This is a genomic window from Ensifer sp. R-19 (assembly GCF_049905105.1).
Lineage (GTDB): Bacteria > Pseudomonadota > Alphaproteobacteria > Rhizobiales > Rhizobiaceae > Ensifer.
On sequence record NZ_CP184569.1, the window covers coordinates 3,555,713 to 3,570,909 of the forward strand.

The window sequence follows — 15,197 nt, forward strand, 5'->3', positions numbered from 1 at the left end:
TGATGATCGACAAACGGCACATCGACGCGCTCGCCGACATCCTTGGAAACAAGGGTGTCGTTACGCGTCCTGAAGACCTGGAAGCCTACGAGACCGGCGCGCGCTACGATCGCGGCCGGACTTCGCTCGTGCTGCGGCCGGCAACGACGGAAGAAGTCTCTGCTGCGGTCGCCTATTGCGTCACGAACGGCATCGCGCTGATCCCGCAATCCGGCAACACGGGCCTCGTTTCCGGCTCGACCCCGGATCAGTCGGGCGACGAGGCCGTGCTCAGCCTCGACCGGCTGGCGAAGCGCTTCGAGCTCGACCTCGACAATCGCTCGGTGCGGCTCGACGCCGGCTTTCGGCTGTCCGATCTCAACCGGCGCCTGGAAGAGCACGGCCTGTTCTTCCCGATCGATCTCGGCGCCGACCCGCGTATCGGTGGCATGATCGCCACCAATACCGGCGGTTCGCGCTTTCTGAAATATGGCGACGTGCGCCGCAACACCCTCGGGCTCAAGGTCGTTCTCGCAGACGAGGACGGCACCGTGCTCGACCTGCAATGCGACCTGCGCAAGAACAACACCGGCGTTGACTGGAAGCAGCTCTTTATCGGCACTTCGGGCGCCTTCGGCATCGTCACCGAATGCGTGCTGAACCTAGAACGCCTGCCGCAACAGACGGCAACCGCGCTGCTCGTTCCGGCAAGCGGCGCCCATGTACTGCCGTTGCTCCGAGCCATGGAAGAGCGGCTCGGCGCCTATCTCTCGGCCTTCGAGGGCATGTCGAAGAACGCCGTCACGGCCGCCTTCGCCCATGTGCCGTCGCTGAAGAACCCCTTCCAGGGCGGCAACGTTCCCGACTATGTCATCCTCGCCGAGATCAGCCGCACCTGGGCACCCCGCGACGGCGAACAGTCGCTCGACGCCGTGCTGGAATCGGCGCTCGCCGAGATCTGGGAAATGGAAGAGGCACCGCTCGCCGATGCCTTCGTCGGCCCGCCGCACGAGATCTGGGCGCTGCGCCACGCGCTGTCCGAGGGCGTCAAGCATCTCGGCAAGCTGATCGCCTTCGACGTCTCCTTCCGCAGGGGTGACATCATGGCCTTCTGCGACCATATGAAGGCAGAAATGCCGGCGAAATTCCCTGATGTGACCGTCTGCGACTTCGGCCATATCGGCGACGGCGGCGTGCACTTCAACCTCGTCGTGCCGAAGGACAGCGACCTTCTCAAGGACGAGACCTTCGAATCCCGGCTTCGCGAATGGGTTTTCGCCGTCGCCGTTGAGGAGTATCACGGCAGCTTCAGCGCGGAACATGCGATCGGCCGCCGCAACCAGGCCTATTACGACTTTTATACACCAGACAAACTCAAGGACATGGCCGCGGGCCTGAAGTCGCTCACCTCGCCGGGAAAGCTCGGCAGCGTGCGCTTCGGATAGGTCAAGCCAGGAAAACGGGAGTCAGACCATGAACATCGCAACCAAAAAAGTCGACGTGACCAAGGAAGCCGCAGCGCTTCTCGAAAAGATGGGCGTCGCCAAGGAACTCTACACCGGCGGCGACATGCCGTCCTACAGCCCGGTCACCGGCGAAAAGATCGGCAACCTCAAGACGGTTTCGGCCGCGGAAGCCGCTGCCAAGATCGAAAAGGCTCATGAAGCCTTCAAGGCCTGGCGCCTGGTTCCGGCACCGAAGCGCGGCGAACTGATCCGCCTGCTCGGCGAAGAACTGCGCGCCTTCAAGGCCGACCTCGGCCGCCTGGTTTCGATCGAAGCCGGCAAGATCACCTCCGAAGGCCTCGGCGAAGTCCAGGAAATGATCGACATCTGCGATTTCGCCGTCGGTCTTTCCCGCCAGCTATACGGCCTGACGATCGCCACCGAGCGCCCCGGCCACCGCATGATGGAAACCTGGCATCCGCTCGGCGTCGTCGGCGTCATCTCGGCCTTCAACTTCCCGGTCGCCGTCTGGTCGTGGAACACGGCGCTGGCGCTCGTCTGCGGCAACTCCGTCGTCTGGAAGCCGTCGGAAAAGACCCCGCTCACGGCGCTTGCCTCGCAGGCAATCTTCGAGCGTGCACTCGCCCGCTTCGGCGATGCGCCGGAAGGCCTGTCGCAGGTTCTCATCGGCGACCGCACCGTCGGCGAAGTCCTCGTCGACAACCCGAAGGTTCCGCTCGTTTCGGCGACCGGTTCCACCCGCATGGGCCGCGACGTCGGCCCGCGCCTTGCCAAGCGTTTTGCCCGCGCCATCCTCGAACTCGGCGGCAACAATGCCGGCATCGTCTGCCCCTCGGCCGATCTCGACATGGCCTTGCGCGCCATCGCCTTCGGCGCCATGGGCACCGCCGGCCAGCGTTGCACCACCATGCGTCGTCTCTTCGTGCACGAGAGCGTCTATGACCAGCTCGTTCCGCGTCTGAAGAAGGCCTATGGCTCGGTCTCGGTCGGCAACCCGCTGGAATCGACCGCCCTCGTCGGCCCGCTCGTCGACAAGGCTGCTTTCGACAGCATGCAGAAGGCAATCGGCGAAGCCAAGACCCATGGCGGCACCGTCACCGGCGGCGAACGCGTCGAACTCGGCTATGATAACGGCTACTATGCCAAGCCGGCCCTCGTCGAAATGCCGAAGCAGGCTGGCCCGGTGCTCGAAGAGACCTTCGCGCCGATCCTCTACGTCATGAAGTACAGCGACTTCGACGCCGTCGTTGCCGACCACAATGCGGTCGCGGCCGGCCTGTCGTCCTCGATCTTCACCCGCGACATGCAGGAATCCGAACGCTTCCTGGCGGTCGACGGCTCGGATTGCGGCATCGCCAACGTCAACATCGGCACCTCGGGTGCTGAAATCGGCGGCGCCTTCGGTGGCGAAAAGGAAACCGGCGGCGGTCGCGAATCCGGCTCGGACTCGTGGAAGGCCTATATGCGCCGCGCCACCAACACGGTGAACTATTCGAAGGCTCTGCCGCTGGCGCAGGGCGTGTCGTTCGACATCGAATAATCGGCGCACCCAGGTAGGATTCGATCATGACCATCAATCAAACGGTCAAGGAGGCGGGCTTTCAGCCCGCCTCGCGGATCTCCTCGATCGGAGTCTCCGAAATCCTGAAAATCGGCGCCCGCGCGCAAGCGATGAAGCGCGAAGGCAAGCCGGTCATCATCCTCGGTGCGGGCGAGCCCGACTTCGACACGCCCGACTACGTCAAGGATGCCGCCTGCGAGGCGATCAAGCGCGGCGACACCAAGTACACCGCGCTCGACGGCACGCCGGACCTGAAGAAGGCAATCCGCGAAAAGTTCCAGCGTGAAAACGGCCTTGCCTACGAGCAGGACGAGATCACGGTGGCAACGGGCGCCAAGCAGATCCTGTTCAACGCCATGATGGCGTCGATCAATCCCGGCGACGAAGTGATCATCCCGACGCCCTACTGGACCTCCTATTCGGATATCGTCCAGATCTGCGAAGGCAAGCCGGTTCTGATCCCCTGCGACGCCTCCTCCGGTTTCCGCCTGACTGCCGACAAGCTCGAAGCTGCAATTACGCCGAAGACGCGTTGGGTGCTGCTCAACTCGCCGTCGAACCCGTCGGGCGCCGCCTACAGCGCTGCCGACTATCGTCCGCTGCTCGACGTGCTCCTGAAGCATCCGCATGTGTGGCTGCTGGTCGACGACATGTATGAGCACATCGTCTATGACGGCTTCCGCTTCGTCACCCCGGCCCAGCTTGAGCCTCGGCTCAAGGACCGGACGCTCACGGTCAACGGTGTCTCCAAGGCCTATGCCATGACCGGCTGGCGCATCGGTTATGCCGGTGGCCCGCGCGACCTGATCAAGGCTATGGCCGTGGTCCAGAGCCAGGCAACTTCCTGCCCTTCGTCTGTCAGCCAGGCCGCCTCGGTGGCAGCGCTGACCGGCCCGCAGGAATTCCTGAAGGAACGCACTGCCAGCTTCCAGCACCGCCGCGATCTCGTCGTGGCCGCCCTCAACGCCATCGACGGTCTTGACTGCCGCGTTCCGGAAGGTGCCTTCTATACCTTCTCCGGCTGCGCCGGCATGCTCGGCAAGGTGACGCCATCGGGCAAAAAGATCGAGACGGACACGGACTTCTGCGCCTACCTGCTCGACGATGCCCACGTGGCCGTCGTTCCAGGCTCGGCCTTCGGTCTCTCGCCGTTCTTCCGCATCTCCTACGCGACGTCGGAAGCGGAACTGCAGGAAGCACTGAAACGCATCGCCGACGCCTGCGCGCGGCTTTCGTAACCGGCTGATCGGCCCCTCACCCTAGCCCTCTCCCCGCTTGCGGGGAGAGGGGACGGTCGAGTGTGCAGCATCGGCCCCACTTGCCAGGCAGGTCTTCGCATCCGCGCCGGAATTGCTACCTCCCGACAAAGCTTGAGAGCGATTGGGAGGTAGACCGCATATCCCTTCGCCCCGCCTGCGGGGAGAAGGTCGCGGCAGCGGGATGAGGGGCTTTCCGATCTCAACCCTGCCCCTCAAAACGTCGGCGGCGTACAAGCGCTGATCACCTCGCAAGGCACCGGCCCAACACAGCGAAAGCGATGCGGCCGCCGGCTCTCAAAGTAATACGCATCCCCCGGCCCCAGTATCCGCCGCTCGTCATCGACGGTCACCTCGATGCGGCCCGAGAGTACGATGCCTCCCTCCTCGCCATCATGCACCAGCGGCACCTTTCCGGTGTCGGCGCCCGGCTGGTAACATTCCTTCAGGATCTGCAGGCTGCGGCCAAAGAGGTTCTCGCCGATCTGCCGGTAGGAAATCGGCCCCTTGCCGATTTCGACCAGTTCCTCCGCCGCATAAAACGCCTTGCGCGGCTTCTCCGGCTCGAAGGAGAAGAACTCCGCAAGCCCGATCGGAATACCGTCGAGGATGCGCTTCAGAGCCCCGACGGACGGATTGGAGGCGTTCGATTCGATCAGCGAGATCGTCGAGTTGGTGACGCCGGCGCGCTTGGCGAGTTCGCGTTGCGACAGATTGTGCATCAGCCTCAGATGACGAAGCCGGTTTCCGATGTCGACTGTCATGCAGATCAAACCTTGGTGTTCAGGTTGTTCGAAATAGCGCAAACACACTGCATCGACCCGATGAAATTCAATGAGTTAAGTGACAGCAGAAAAGGACTTGTTTGGCAAATCAAATCATGGCGTCAATCGCCGACCTTAGGAGGATGCCATGAACCAGCACACCAAACCCAACGCTCCCATACTCGACAGCTATTGGATGCCGTTTACCGCCAACCGGCAGTTTAAACAGGCACCGCGCCTGCTCGCGTCCGCCGAGGGCATGCACTACACCAGCACCGATGGCCGCACGATCCTCGACGGCACCGCCGGCCTCTGGTGCGTCAACGCCGGCCATGGTCGCCGCCAAATCGCAGCCGCGGTTGAGCGCCAGCTATCAACCATGGATTTCGCCCCCTCCTTCCAGATGGGCCACCCGATCGCCTTCGACTTCGCCGAACGCCTTGCGGAGATCGCCCCCGGCCCCGAGGGACAGAAGCTTGATCGCGTGTTCTTCACCGGCTCCGGTTCCGAATCGGTCGACACGGCGCTGAAAATCGCGATCGCCTACCAGCGCGCGATTGGCCAGGGCACCCGCACCCGCCTGATCGGCCGCGAGCGCGGCTATCACGGTGTCGGCTTTGGCGGCATTTCGGTCGGCGGCATCCTCAACAACCGCCGCGTCTTCCCGCAGCTTCCCGGTTCGGACCACCTTCGCCACACCCACGACCTCGCCAAGAACGCCTTCGTCAAGGGCCAGCCGGAGCACGGCGCCGAACTTGCCGATGATCTCGAGCGGCTGGTGGCGCTGCACGGCGCCGAAACCATCGCCGCCTGCATCGTCGAACCGGTCGCCGGCTCGACCGGCGTGCTCATCCCGCCGAAGGGTTACCTGGAACGCCTGCGCGCCATCTGCGACAAGCACGGCATCCTCCTGATCTTCGACGAAGTCATCACCGGCTTCGGCCGCTTGGGCGCCCCCTTTGCGACGGATTTCTTCGGCGTCACGCCCGATCTGGTGACGACCGCCAAGGGGCTTACCAACGGCGCGATCCCGATGGGCGCTGTCTTTGCCAGCCGCAAGGTGCACGATGCTCTGATGCATGGTCCGGAAAACGCGATCGAGCTCTTCCACGGCTACACGTACTCCGGCCACCCGGCCGCTTGCGCCGCCGGCATCGCCACGCTCGACATCTACCGCGACGAGGGCCTGATGACCCGCGCTGTCGAGCTGCAGGACGCCTGGCACGATGCCATGCATTCCATGAAGGGCCTGCCAAACGTCATCGACATCCGCACGATCGGCCTGATTGCCGGCATCGAGCTGCAGTCGCGCGACGGCGCTGTCGGCGCCCGCGCCTATGACGTCTTCGTCGATTGCTTCGAAAAGGGTCTGCTGATCCGCGTCACCGGCGACATCATCGCCTTCTCGCCGCCGCTGATCGCCGAAGAGAAGCATTTCGCCGAGATCGTATCGATCCTTGGCGATGCGCTGAAGCGCGCCAAGTAAGTCAAAGCGAAGCAAGTCAAAACAGCGCCGCCGCCGCGGATATCGGCGGCGGCGTTTGCATTTCACATGCGGCGCCGAATCCGGCTAACATCTCTGCGAGAAAGCCGCGTCCTAGCGGATCAGCAGCGCCCGGAAATCGTTGACGTTCGTTCCGGTCGGTCCGGGCGCGAAGAGATCACCACTCGCGGCAAAGGCCGACCAGGCATCATGGCGGGCGAGGTGCAGGCGCGGATCGATGCCGGCCGCCCGCATGCGGGTTATGCTCTCACCGTCGGCAAAGGCGCCGGCATTGTCCTCGGAACCGTCGATGCCATCCGTATCCGCCGCAAGCGCATCAATGCCCGCAACGCCATCGATATCGAGCGACAGCGACAGCAGCAATTCGCTGTTGCGCCCACCCTTGCCGTAGTCCTTGCCTGAGATCGTCACCGTCGTCTCGCCGCCGGAAAGCAGCACCACCGGCTTCTCGAAGGGGCGGCTCCTGAGCGCCACTTCACGAGCGAGCGCCGCATGCATGCGGCCGATATCACGCGCCTCTCCCTCGATCGCATCGGATAGAATGCGCGCCTCGATACCGAGTTCGCGCGCCTTAGCCGCGGCCGCTTCGAGCGACACGCTCGCCGAGGCGATCACGTGGCATTCATGTCCGGCAAAACGCAGATCGTCCGGATCGGGCGCTCTTGCCGCTTCCGAGCGCAGATGCGCCATCACCCCATCGGGCAGCGCCATGCGGTAACGAGCAACGATATCAAGTGCCTCCGCCGGCGTGCTGCGATCCGGAACGGTTGGACCCGAGGCGACGAAGGCCGGATTGTCGCCGGGCACGTCGGAGACCACCAGGGTGACGACACGCGCCGGGAAAGCCGCCGCAGCGAGCCGACCGCCCTTGATGCGCGACACGTGCTTGCGGACCACATTCATCGCTGAGATCGGTGCACCGGAAGCAAGGAGCGCTTTGTTGACCGCAATCTCGTCGGCAAGCGTCAAGCCTTCAGGCGGCGCCGGCAGCAGGGCCGAGCCGCCGCCGGAAACCAGCGCAACCACGAGATCGTCGGCTGTCAGGTTGGAGACGGCGTAAAGCAGCACGCTCGAGGCCGCGAGGCCGGCTTCGTCCGGCACAGGGTGGGCCGATTGCAGCACCGTGATCCGCTCGCAATGTTCGATCGGGCCGTGTCGTGCCACCACCGTCCCGCGCAACGGATGCTTCCAGAGCCGCTCAAAGGCGGCCGCCATCTGGCTCGCCGCCTTGCCGGCGCCGACGACCACGGTCCGCCCCTTTGGCGGATCGGGCAGATGCGCCTTGATTGCCTCATAGGGGTCGGCGGCTCTTACGGCTTCCTCGAATAGCCGGGTCAGGAACGGGCGCGCTTCGAGCATGATCGTCACTCAATCGGCAATTTCGAGGTCGTAGACGAAGATACCGGCAACGCCGCCTTCGGCCGCAGCGACGATCTTGGCGCCGGTCTTGCGGTGCGCCTCGTCTTCCAGGTAGGCGTCGCGGGCCGCCGCATCGGTGAAGTCGACGATGAAACCTAGGCCATGGCCCTTGTCCATGCCCACTTCCGGGCTGACATTGCCACCGATATGGGCTGCCATGAAACCCGGCAACCGTGATTTCAGCGCGACGATCTCGTCGAAGATCGTTGCTTTCTCCTCCTCGGAGATTTCGGGGCGGAAGCGGATGAAGACGCAATGGCGGATCATGGGGACCTCAACGGATATCGGCGCGGGCGCGCGGGCGGCTGTCGTTACGTTCGTGGGCAAAGATGGTAGGCGGCAGGGGCTGGCGCTCGCGAATGATGTCGGCGCCCTTCTCCCCCATCATGATCGTCGGCCCGTTGGTGTTGCAAGAGGGAACGCGCGGCATCACCGAGCTGTCGCAGACGCGCAGTCCCTCCAGCCCCCGCACCTTGAGATCGAGGTCGACCACCGCCATGGCGTCCGTCCCCATCTTGCAGGTCCCAACCGGGTGGTGATCCGTCTTGGCATTGGCGCAGCCGTAGTCGAAGAACTGTTCATCGCTGATGACCGAATTGCCGGGAAGACGTTCCGCCATCACGAAAGGCTTCAGCGCCGCCTGCTGCATGATCTCGCGGGCGATCTTCAACCCCTCGATCGACATCTTGCGATCGTGCGGATCCTCCCAATAGTTGGGGTCGATGAGAGGCGCTGCCGCCGGATCGGAGGACGAAAGCCGGACCGTGCCGCGTGAGCGCGGATGCAAATAGGCGGAATTGAGCGTCACGCCGGCGTTCTTCAGCTTTTCGACGCCCGCCTCGATGCCGGAGCCAAGCCCCAGATGGAACTGGATATCCGGCGAGCGCGCATTGGGATCGGCATACCAGAAGCCCCCGGTTTCAAAGAGCGAGGACGCCACCGGTCCGGAACGGAACAGCACATATTGCAGTCCGGCCCATAGCGTACGATGAAGTTTCGCCACACCGTCATAGGTGTGGTCGCCGGTGCATTCGGAAATGACGAAGAGATCGAGGTGGTCCTGCAGGTTGCCGCCAACGCCGGGCAGGTCGTGCTTCACCGAGACGCCGACCGACTTCAGGTGATCGGCCGGGCCGATGCCGGACTGTAGCAAGAGCTTTGGCGAACCGATGGCGCCGGAGGAAACAAGCACTTCCCGCTCCGCCCGGATGATCTCGCTGCCCTTGCCCGTGACGACTTCGACGCCGACGGCGCGGGTGCCCTCAAGCACGATACGGGCGACGCGCGCGCTGGTGCGGACCGTCAGATTACGTCGATCCTTGATCGGCGAGAGATAGGCAAGCGACGCGCTCGACCGGCGACGGTTGCGCTGGGTAAGCTGGTAGAAGCCGACGCCCGCCTGCTGGCGGCCGTTGAAATCGTGGTTGTAGGGAATGCCGAGTTCCTGGCCGGCCCGAATATAGGCGTCGCAGATCGGCAGGGCAGAGACCGGCATTGAGACGCCGAGCGGGCCGCCATAGGCGTGATAGTCGTCGGCAAAGCGCTGGTTGTCTTCGCAGCGTTTGAAATAGGGAAGTACGCTGCGATAGTCCCAGCCGGTGCAGCCGTCCTCGGAAGCCCAGAGATCGTAGTCGGCGGCATTGCCGCGGGTATAGAGCTGGGCATTGATCGAGGAGCCGCCGCCGATGACCTTGGCCTGGGTATATCGCAGCACCCTGCCCTTCATGTGCTTCTGCGGCACGGTCTCCCAGCCCCAGCTGGCCACCCCCTTGGTCATCTTGGCAAAGCCGGCCGGCATGTGGAACAGCGGATTCCAGTCGCCGCCGCCGGCCTCCAGCAGCAGGACGCGCACCGACGGATCCTCGGAGAGGCGGTTGGCAAGAACGCAGCCGGCCGGGCCGGCACCGGTGATGATGTAGTCGTAGCTCATTCCCTGTTTTCCTCCGCCGCCGCCATTTGGAACGTTCCAAGTTTTCGACGTGATAACTCCAAACCCTGCCCGCTTGCGAGCGTCTGTAAGTCCTGCCTGTTTCCTAGAGTCGGCCGATCGAAAGGCCGCCATCCGCCTGGATGACAGAACCCGTGGCAAAGCCGAATTTGCCACCGGCGAGACCGGCCACCATGTTGCCGATATCCGCCGGCTCGCCCCAACGGCGCATCGGCACCAGCCCGCCATCGATCAGAGTGTCGTATTTCGCCGAGACGCCCGCGGTCATGTCGGAGCGGATGATGCCCGGCCGGATCTCGAAGACCGAGATTCCGGTATTGGCGAGCCGTAGCGCCAGCCCCTGGCTGAAGGCGGCAAGCCCGGCCTTGGTCATGCAATAGTCGAGCCGCTCCGGCGAACTCATCGTCGCCGAAACCGAGGTGATGTTGATGATCGACCGCGGCGTCACATCGGCCGGATCGGTCAGCATCGACACCAGAACGGCCTGGGTGAAAAACACCGTGCCGCGCAGGTTGGTGGCGACGATCGTGTCGAAATTCTCCGGCAGCAGGTCGAGAAAGTCACCCCTGACGACCGAGGCGATGCCGGCATTGTTGACGAGGCAGCGGATCGGGCCGAGCTCGGCGCGAACGCGCTCAACGGTGGCGCCATGCCCGCCGACATCGGCAAGATTGGCCTCGATGTAGATGGCCCGGCCGCTGTCGCCCGCAAGTTCGGCAAGCGTCTGGTCCGTGGCAGTGTCTGGAGCGCCGAGACCGGTGATGGCGATGTCGAAACCGTCGCGCGCAAGCGCGCGGGCAACGCCGAGCCCGATGCCGCGGCGGCCGCCGGTGACGATGGCGACGGGACGCGTCGATGACGTCATGATCGGAACTCCTTCGCAACGATATGGTCGGCGACGCGCAGCGCCTGGGCGGCAACCGTCAGCGCCGGATTGACGGCGGCGGACGTGGGCAGAAAGGCGGCGTCGACGACGAAGAGATTGGGGTGGTCGAAGGCACGGCAATAGACGTCGAGCGGCGCGTCCTTCGGGTCGGTGCCGATTCGCACCGTGCCGCATTGGTGCGACGGCGTGCGCTTGTCGAAGGCCTGGGAAAGCACGATCGGATAGCCGGCGGCCTTGAAGTGCGCGCGCATCTTCGCTTCGAGCCCGGAAAGTGCCTCCATGTTCGAGCGCCGCCACTGCATGATGATGCCCTTGCCGTCGACCATGATACGACTTTCCGGGTTCGGCAGGTCCTCGGTCATCATGTACCAGTCGACCGCATGACCGGCCATGAAGTCGAAGGCGAAGCGTGGCCCCCAGATCGGCGCATTGGCCTTGAGGATGTCGGCATTGATCTTGCCGAGCAGCTGGACATTGCCGAGTGGCAGGCCATCCCTACCGCCGGTCAGGTAATAGTCGTTCAGCATCAGCGTCTTCTGGTAGATGCTGTCGTTGCGCCTGAACGGATTGATCGCCAGCATGGCGCTGCAATTGTGGTTCATGAAGTTGCGGCCGACCTGGTCGGAAGCGTTTGCCAGCCCCTTGCCGTCGCCGGAGCGCAGCAGGATGGCCGCCGAATTGATCGCGCCCGCCGCCAGGATCACCAGCTTCGGCGACAGCTTCTTCTTCTCGCCCCTGTGGGTATAGTGGATCGCCTCGATCCGGCCGCCCGGCCCCGCCTCCAACGTGTCGACATGGGCTGAGGTGATCAGCTCGATATTGGGGTCCTTCAGGGCGGCCGCAAGCGATGCGGTCTCGGCATCCTTCTTGCCCTTGCCGGTGTTGGGAAATCCGTCCCATGGCGTGCGCCCGCCGGCGAGCCACGTCTCGATATCGACACCGAGCGGCAGCGTCGCCGGGTGCAGTCCCTGCGCCTTCAACTCGGCGCGCGCGCGGGCAATCGCCGGCTCGTCCGGTACCGGGCCGTGAGGATAGGGCGAGGCATGGAACGGCTCCGTCGGGTCCTGGCCCAGCTCGCCGCGCACCTCGAACAATTGCTCGGCCTTGCCGTACCACGGCTCCAGCTCTTCATAGGCAAAGGGCCAGGCCGGCGAGACGCCGCCAAGGTGCTGCATCTCGGTGAAATCCTCGGCACGGTAGCGCAGGAGCACCGCGCCGAACAGCTTGGAATTGCCGCCGACGAAGTAGAAATTTCCCGGATTGAACTCGGCACCATCGGGCTCGCGCCACATCTCCTTTGGCCGGAAATGGCCCTTGACGAAGATCGAGCTGTAGCTGCGCGCCTCCGGCGTATCGGGCAGGCGCTCGCCGCGCTCGAGGATGGCGATGCGGGCACCGGAGCCGGCAAGCCCCGCCGCAAGGGTGGAGCCGCCGATACCCGACCCGATGATGACGATGTCCGGCTGCTCCTGCATCGTTCGTTACACGATCCGCTGCTGGCTCTGCGGGTCGAAGAACACCGCCTTGTCGAGGTTGAAGGCAAGGCGCGAGGTCTGGCCGGGGGCGATGCGCGCATCGGCGCGCAGGCGAGCAACGACCTCCTTGCCGCCGAGACGGGTCACCGCGAAAGTGTCCGAACCCGCGGGCTCAACCACCTCGATCAGGCATTCACCTTCGACGATCGCCTTGGCATTGCGGTCGGCCCCGTCAGGATCGGTCAGCGCTTCCGGACGGATGCCGAAGACGACGTCCTTGCCGGCATAGGGGGCGAGTGCGCCGTTATGCGGCACCGCCAGCTTCATCGGCTCGGCGTTCGGGCGCGCGAGCGTGACGGCAACGTCGGAACCGCTCTTTTCGATGCGCGCCGTCAACAGGTTCATGGCCGGCGAGCCCATGAAGTCGGCGACGAACATGTTGGCCGGATTGTTGTAGATCTCCGCCGGCGTTCCGAACTGCTGCAGCACGCCGTCCTTCAAGACCGCGATCTTGGTCGCCAGCGTCATCGCCTCGATCTGGTCGTGCGTGACGTAGACGATCGTCGTCTTCATGCGATGGTGCAGGCGCTTGATCTCGGTGCGCATGTCGACGCGCAGCTTGGCGTCGAGGTTGGACAGCGGCTCGTCGAACAGGAAGACCTGCGGGTTGCGCACCAGCGCACGGCCCATGGCGACGCGCTGGCGCTGACCGCCGGAAAGCTGGCTCGGCTTGCGGTCGAGCAGATGGCCGATCTGCAGCATGTCGGCGACCTGCTTGATCGCCTTTTCGCGCTCGTCCTTCGGCACGCCGCGGATTTCCATGCCGAAGGCGATGTTTCCGGCGACCGTCATGTTCGGATAGAGCGCGTAGGACTGGAACACCATGGCGATGTCGCGCTTCGACGGATGCAGATCGGCGACCGAGCGGCCATTGATGGCGATCTCCCCCGACGTGATCGGCTCCAGCCCGGCAATCGTGTTGAGCAGCGTGGACTTGCCGCAGCCCGAGGGGCCGACGAGCACGAGGAAACCACCCTTTTCAATCTCCAGGTTGATGTCCTTCAGGATCTCGAGCGAGCCATAGGATTTGCGCAGGTTGCTGATTTTCAAGAAAGACATGAGCTTATCCTTTCACGGCGCCCGACATCAGCCCGCGAACGAAGTAGCGGCCGGACACGATGTAGACGATGAGCGTTGGCAGGGCGGCAAGGATCGCGCCTGCGAAGTGAACGTTGTATTCCTTGACCCCGGTCGACGACGAAACGAGGTTGTTGAGCGCGACCGTCATCGGCGTCGAATAGGGGCCGGAGAAAGACGCACCGAACAGGAAGTCGTTCCAGATGTTGGTGAACTGCCAGATGACCGAAACGACGATGATTGGGCCGGACGACGGCAGGAGGATGCGCCAGAAGATCTGGAAGAAGCTGGCGCCATCGATCTGCGCCGCGCGCACCAGTTCCGTCGGAAACGCCTCGTAGTAGTTGCGGAAGTAAAGCGTCGTGAAGCCCAGGCCGTAGATCACATGGACGAAGATCAGGCCCCAGATCGAACCGGCGAGCCCCAGGATACCGAGGATGCGCGCCATCGGGATCAGCACGATCTGGAACGGGATGAAGCAGGACAAGAGCAGCATGCCGAAGAAGATGTTGGCACCGGGAAAGCGCCACTTCGTCAGCACGTAGCCATTGAGCGCGCCGATGATCGTCGAGATCGCCACGGCCGGCACCACCATCAGGATCGAGTTGATGAAGAAGGGTTTCAGGCCGGTCGGCTGCACACCGATCTGCGCCGTCGACCAGGCCTGAAGCCAGGGCTCGATGGTAAAGGTTTGCGGCAGGTTGAGCATGCCGCCCTGGCGGATCTCATCGAGCGGCTTCACCGAATTCACCAGCATCACATAGAGCGGCAGCAGCGAATAGAGCGCGAAAAGGATCAGTGCGGTATAGATCAGCGCACGGGTGAGGCGGTTGTGCGAGATGATGTTGTCTGGGCTCGGAGCGCTCATCAGCGTTTTGCTCCCCGGATTTCGGAATAGAGGTACGGCACGATGATCGAGAAGATCATCACCAGCATGATGATCGCCGAGGACGCGCCGATGCCCATCTGGTTGCGGGTGAAGGTGTAGGAATACATGAAGGTCGCCGGCAGTTCGGTCGCCTGCCCCGGGCCGCCGCCGGTCAAGGCGATGATCAGGTCGTAGGCCTTGATCGCCAGGTGCGCGAGCACCACGAAGGCCGACAGGAACACCGGCCGCATCAAGGGAATGATGATCCGGCGATAGATCGTCGAGGTCTTGGCGCCGTCGATCTGTGCTGCCTTGATAATCTCGTTGTCGACGCCGCGAAGGCCGGCCAGGAACATCGCCATGATGAAGCCGGTCGACTGCCAGACCGCGGCAATCACGACGCAGTAGATCGCGTAGTTGCGGTCCTTGATCCAGTTGAAGGAGAAGCTCTCCCAGCCCCAGAGATGCATGGTGTTTTCAAGACCGATGCCAGGATCGAGGAACCACTTCCAGGCCGTTCCCGTCACGATGAACGAGAGCGCCATCGGATAGAGGTAGATCGGCCGCAGGAAACCTTCGGCCCGGATCTTCTGGTCGAGCAGGATTGCCAGCCCGAGACCGAGCACGGAGCAGATGGCGATATAGAGCGCGGCGAAGATCGCCAGGTTGCTCACCGCCCGCCACCAGTGCGGCAGCGCCCACAGTTTCGCGTAATTGCTGAACCCGACGAAATTGTAGGACGGCAGCATCTTGCTGTCCGTCATCGACAAGAAGCCGGTATAGGCAATGAAGCCATAGACAAAGATCAGGACGATAAGGAAGCTCGGGGCAAGGACCAGCTTCGGTATCAGGTCCTGCAGGCGGCTGCGGCTATCCATGAACGTTCACCACTTCTGGCGCGGCCGTCGGGAAATCCCTGATATCGGCATCCGCG

13 protein-coding genes are annotated in these 15,197 nt (G+C 63.7%); 4 read left to right on the top strand and 9 right to left on the bottom strand.

Features of this window, described 5'->3' with window-relative positions; genetic code table 11:
* Nucleotides 1–2: 2 nt before the first annotated feature.
* The 3 genes from ACN9MO_RS17190 to ACN9MO_RS17200 are packed head-to-tail and all read left to right on the top strand — an operon-like array spanning nucleotide 3 to nucleotide 4,244.
* Nucleotides 3–1,424, top strand: coding sequence for an FAD-binding oxidoreductase (locus ACN9MO_RS17190; RefSeq protein ID WP_113132346.1), 1,422 nt, complete (start codon nucleotides 3–5; stop codon nucleotides 1,422–1,424).
* Nucleotides 1,425–1,452: 28 nt separating this feature from the next.
* Complete coding sequence (locus ACN9MO_RS17195) at nucleotides 1,453–2,985, top strand: L-piperidine-6-carboxylate dehydrogenase (protein ID WP_057254860.1); 1,533 nt, start codon at nucleotides 1,453–1,455, stop codon at nucleotides 2,983–2,985.
* A gap of 26 nt (nucleotides 2,986–3,011) precedes the next feature.
* Nucleotides 3,012–4,244 carry a pyridoxal phosphate-dependent aminotransferase gene (locus tag ACN9MO_RS17200; protein ID WP_112995630.1) on the top strand — a complete coding sequence of 411 codons (1,233 nt, stop codon included), beginning with the start codon at nucleotides 3,012–3,014 and terminating at the stop codon, nucleotides 4,242–4,244.
* Nucleotides 4,245–4,477: 233 nt separating this feature from the next.
* On the opposite strand, the gene ACN9MO_RS17205 is transcribed toward ACN9MO_RS17200, so the two are convergent.
* Entirely contained in the window at nucleotides 4,478–5,026 is a 549-nt protein-coding gene (locus tag ACN9MO_RS17205) for a cupin domain-containing protein (RefSeq protein WP_057255083.1), read from the bottom strand.
* Nucleotides 5,027–5,174: 148 nt separating this feature from the next.
* Here ACN9MO_RS17205 and ACN9MO_RS17210 point away from each other — a divergent pair, with 148 nt between their 5' ends.
* Nucleotides 5,175–6,512: an aspartate aminotransferase family protein gene (locus ACN9MO_RS17210; RefSeq protein WP_112995629.1), complete on the top strand. Its 1,338-nt coding sequence runs from the start codon at nucleotides 5,175–5,177 to the stop codon at nucleotides 6,510–6,512.
* Between the two features lie 111 nt (nucleotides 6,513–6,623).
* Here the strand turns inward: ACN9MO_RS17210 and ACN9MO_RS17215 are convergent, their stop codons facing one another.
* The 8 genes from ACN9MO_RS17215 to ACN9MO_RS17250 form a co-directional block, all read right to left on the bottom strand.
* Nucleotides 6,624–7,889 carry a glycerate kinase type-2 family protein gene (locus ACN9MO_RS17215; RefSeq protein WP_112995708.1) on the bottom strand — a complete coding sequence of 422 codons (1,266 nt, stop codon included), beginning with the start codon at nucleotides 7,887–7,889 and terminating at the stop codon, nucleotides 6,624–6,626.
* 9 nt (nucleotides 7,890–7,898) lie between these two features.
* Entirely contained in the window at nucleotides 7,899–8,216 is a 318-nt protein-coding gene (locus ACN9MO_RS17220; protein ID WP_057254857.1) for a Dabb family protein, read from the bottom strand.
* Between the two features lie 7 nt (nucleotides 8,217–8,223).
* Entirely contained in the window at nucleotides 8,224–9,879 is a 1,656-nt protein-coding gene (locus ACN9MO_RS17225; protein ID WP_425985755.1) for a GMC family oxidoreductase, read from the bottom strand.
* Between the two features lie 103 nt (nucleotides 9,880–9,982).
* Nucleotides 9,983–10,762: a 3-ketoacyl-ACP reductase gene (locus tag ACN9MO_RS17230; RefSeq protein WP_093233456.1), complete on the bottom strand. Its 780-nt coding sequence runs from the start codon at nucleotides 10,760–10,762 to the stop codon at nucleotides 9,983–9,985.
* The gene (locus ACN9MO_RS17235; RefSeq protein ID WP_093233457.1) at nucleotides 10,759–12,258 is read right to left on the bottom strand and encodes an FAD-dependent oxidoreductase; all 1,500 of its coding nucleotides are present in this window, start codon (nucleotides 12,256–12,258) and stop codon (nucleotides 10,759–10,761) included. Before ACN9MO_RS17235 ends, ACN9MO_RS17230 begins: the two co-directional genes overlap by 4 nt.
* Nucleotides 12,259–12,264: 6 nt before the next feature.
* Nucleotides 12,265–13,377, bottom strand: coding sequence for an ABC transporter ATP-binding protein (locus tag ACN9MO_RS17240; protein ID WP_425985759.1), 1,113 nt, complete (start codon nucleotides 13,375–13,377; stop codon nucleotides 12,265–12,267).
* A 4-nt stretch (nucleotides 13,378–13,381) separates the two neighbouring features.
* On the bottom strand, nucleotides 13,382–14,263 hold the full coding sequence (locus tag ACN9MO_RS17245) for a carbohydrate ABC transporter permease (RefSeq protein WP_057254852.1): 882 nt from the start codon (nucleotides 14,261–14,263) through the stop codon (nucleotides 13,382–13,384).
* On the bottom strand, nucleotides 14,263–15,141 hold the full coding sequence (locus ACN9MO_RS17250; RefSeq protein WP_057254851.1) for a carbohydrate ABC transporter permease: 879 nt from the start codon (nucleotides 15,139–15,141) through the stop codon (nucleotides 14,263–14,265). Before ACN9MO_RS17250 ends, ACN9MO_RS17245 begins: the two co-directional genes overlap by 1 nt.
* Between the last annotated feature and the right edge of the window lie 56 nt (nucleotides 15,142–15,197).

What these genes read in the sequence shown, in the direction of transcription:
- ACN9MO_RS17190 (WP_113132346.1), top strand. Translation starts at nt 3, where the DNA reads ATGATCGACAAACGGCACATCGACGCGCTCGCCGACATCCTTGGAAAC.
- ACN9MO_RS17195 (WP_057254860.1), top strand. Translation starts at nt 1,453, where the DNA reads ATGAACATCGCAACCAAAAAAGTCGACGTGACCAAGGAAGCCGCAGCG.
- ACN9MO_RS17200 (WP_112995630.1), top strand. Translation starts at nt 3,012, where the DNA reads ATGACCATCAATCAAACGGTCAAGGAGGCGGGCTTTCAGCCCGCCTCG.
- ACN9MO_RS17205 (WP_057255083.1), bottom strand. Translation starts at nt 5,026, where the DNA reads ATGACAGTCGACATCGGAAACCGGCTTCGTCATCTGAGGCTGATGCAC.
- ACN9MO_RS17210 (WP_112995629.1), top strand. Translation starts at nt 5,175, where the DNA reads ATGAACCAGCACACCAAACCCAACGCTCCCATACTCGACAGCTATTGG.
- ACN9MO_RS17215 (WP_112995708.1), bottom strand. Translation starts at nt 7,889, where the DNA reads ATGCTCGAAGCGCGCCCGTTCCTGACCCGGCTATTCGAGGAAGCCGTA.
- ACN9MO_RS17220 (WP_057254857.1), bottom strand. Translation starts at nt 8,216, where the DNA reads ATGATCCGCCATTGCGTCTTCATCCGCTTCCGCCCCGAAATCTCCGAG.
- ACN9MO_RS17225 (WP_425985755.1), bottom strand. Translation starts at nt 9,879, where the DNA reads ATGAGCTACGACTACATCATCACCGGTGCCGGCCCGGCCGGCTGCGTT.
- ACN9MO_RS17230 (WP_093233456.1), bottom strand. Translation starts at nt 10,762, where the DNA reads ATGACGTCATCGACGCGTCCCGTCGCCATCGTCACCGGCGGCCGCCGC.
- ACN9MO_RS17235 (WP_093233457.1), bottom strand. Translation starts at nt 12,258, where the DNA reads ATGCAGGAGCAGCCGGACATCGTCATCATCGGGTCGGGTATCGGCGGC.
- ACN9MO_RS17240 (WP_425985759.1), bottom strand. Translation starts at nt 13,377, where the DNA reads ATGTCTTTCTTGAAAATCAGCAACCTGCGCAAATCCTATGGCTCGCTC.
- ACN9MO_RS17245 (WP_057254852.1), bottom strand. Translation starts at nt 14,263, where the DNA reads ATGAGCGCTCCGAGCCCAGACAACATCATCTCGCACAACCGCCTCACC.
- ACN9MO_RS17250 (WP_057254851.1), bottom strand. Translation starts at nt 15,141, where the DNA reads ATGGATAGCCGCAGCCGCCTGCAGGACCTGATACCGAAGCTGGTCCTT.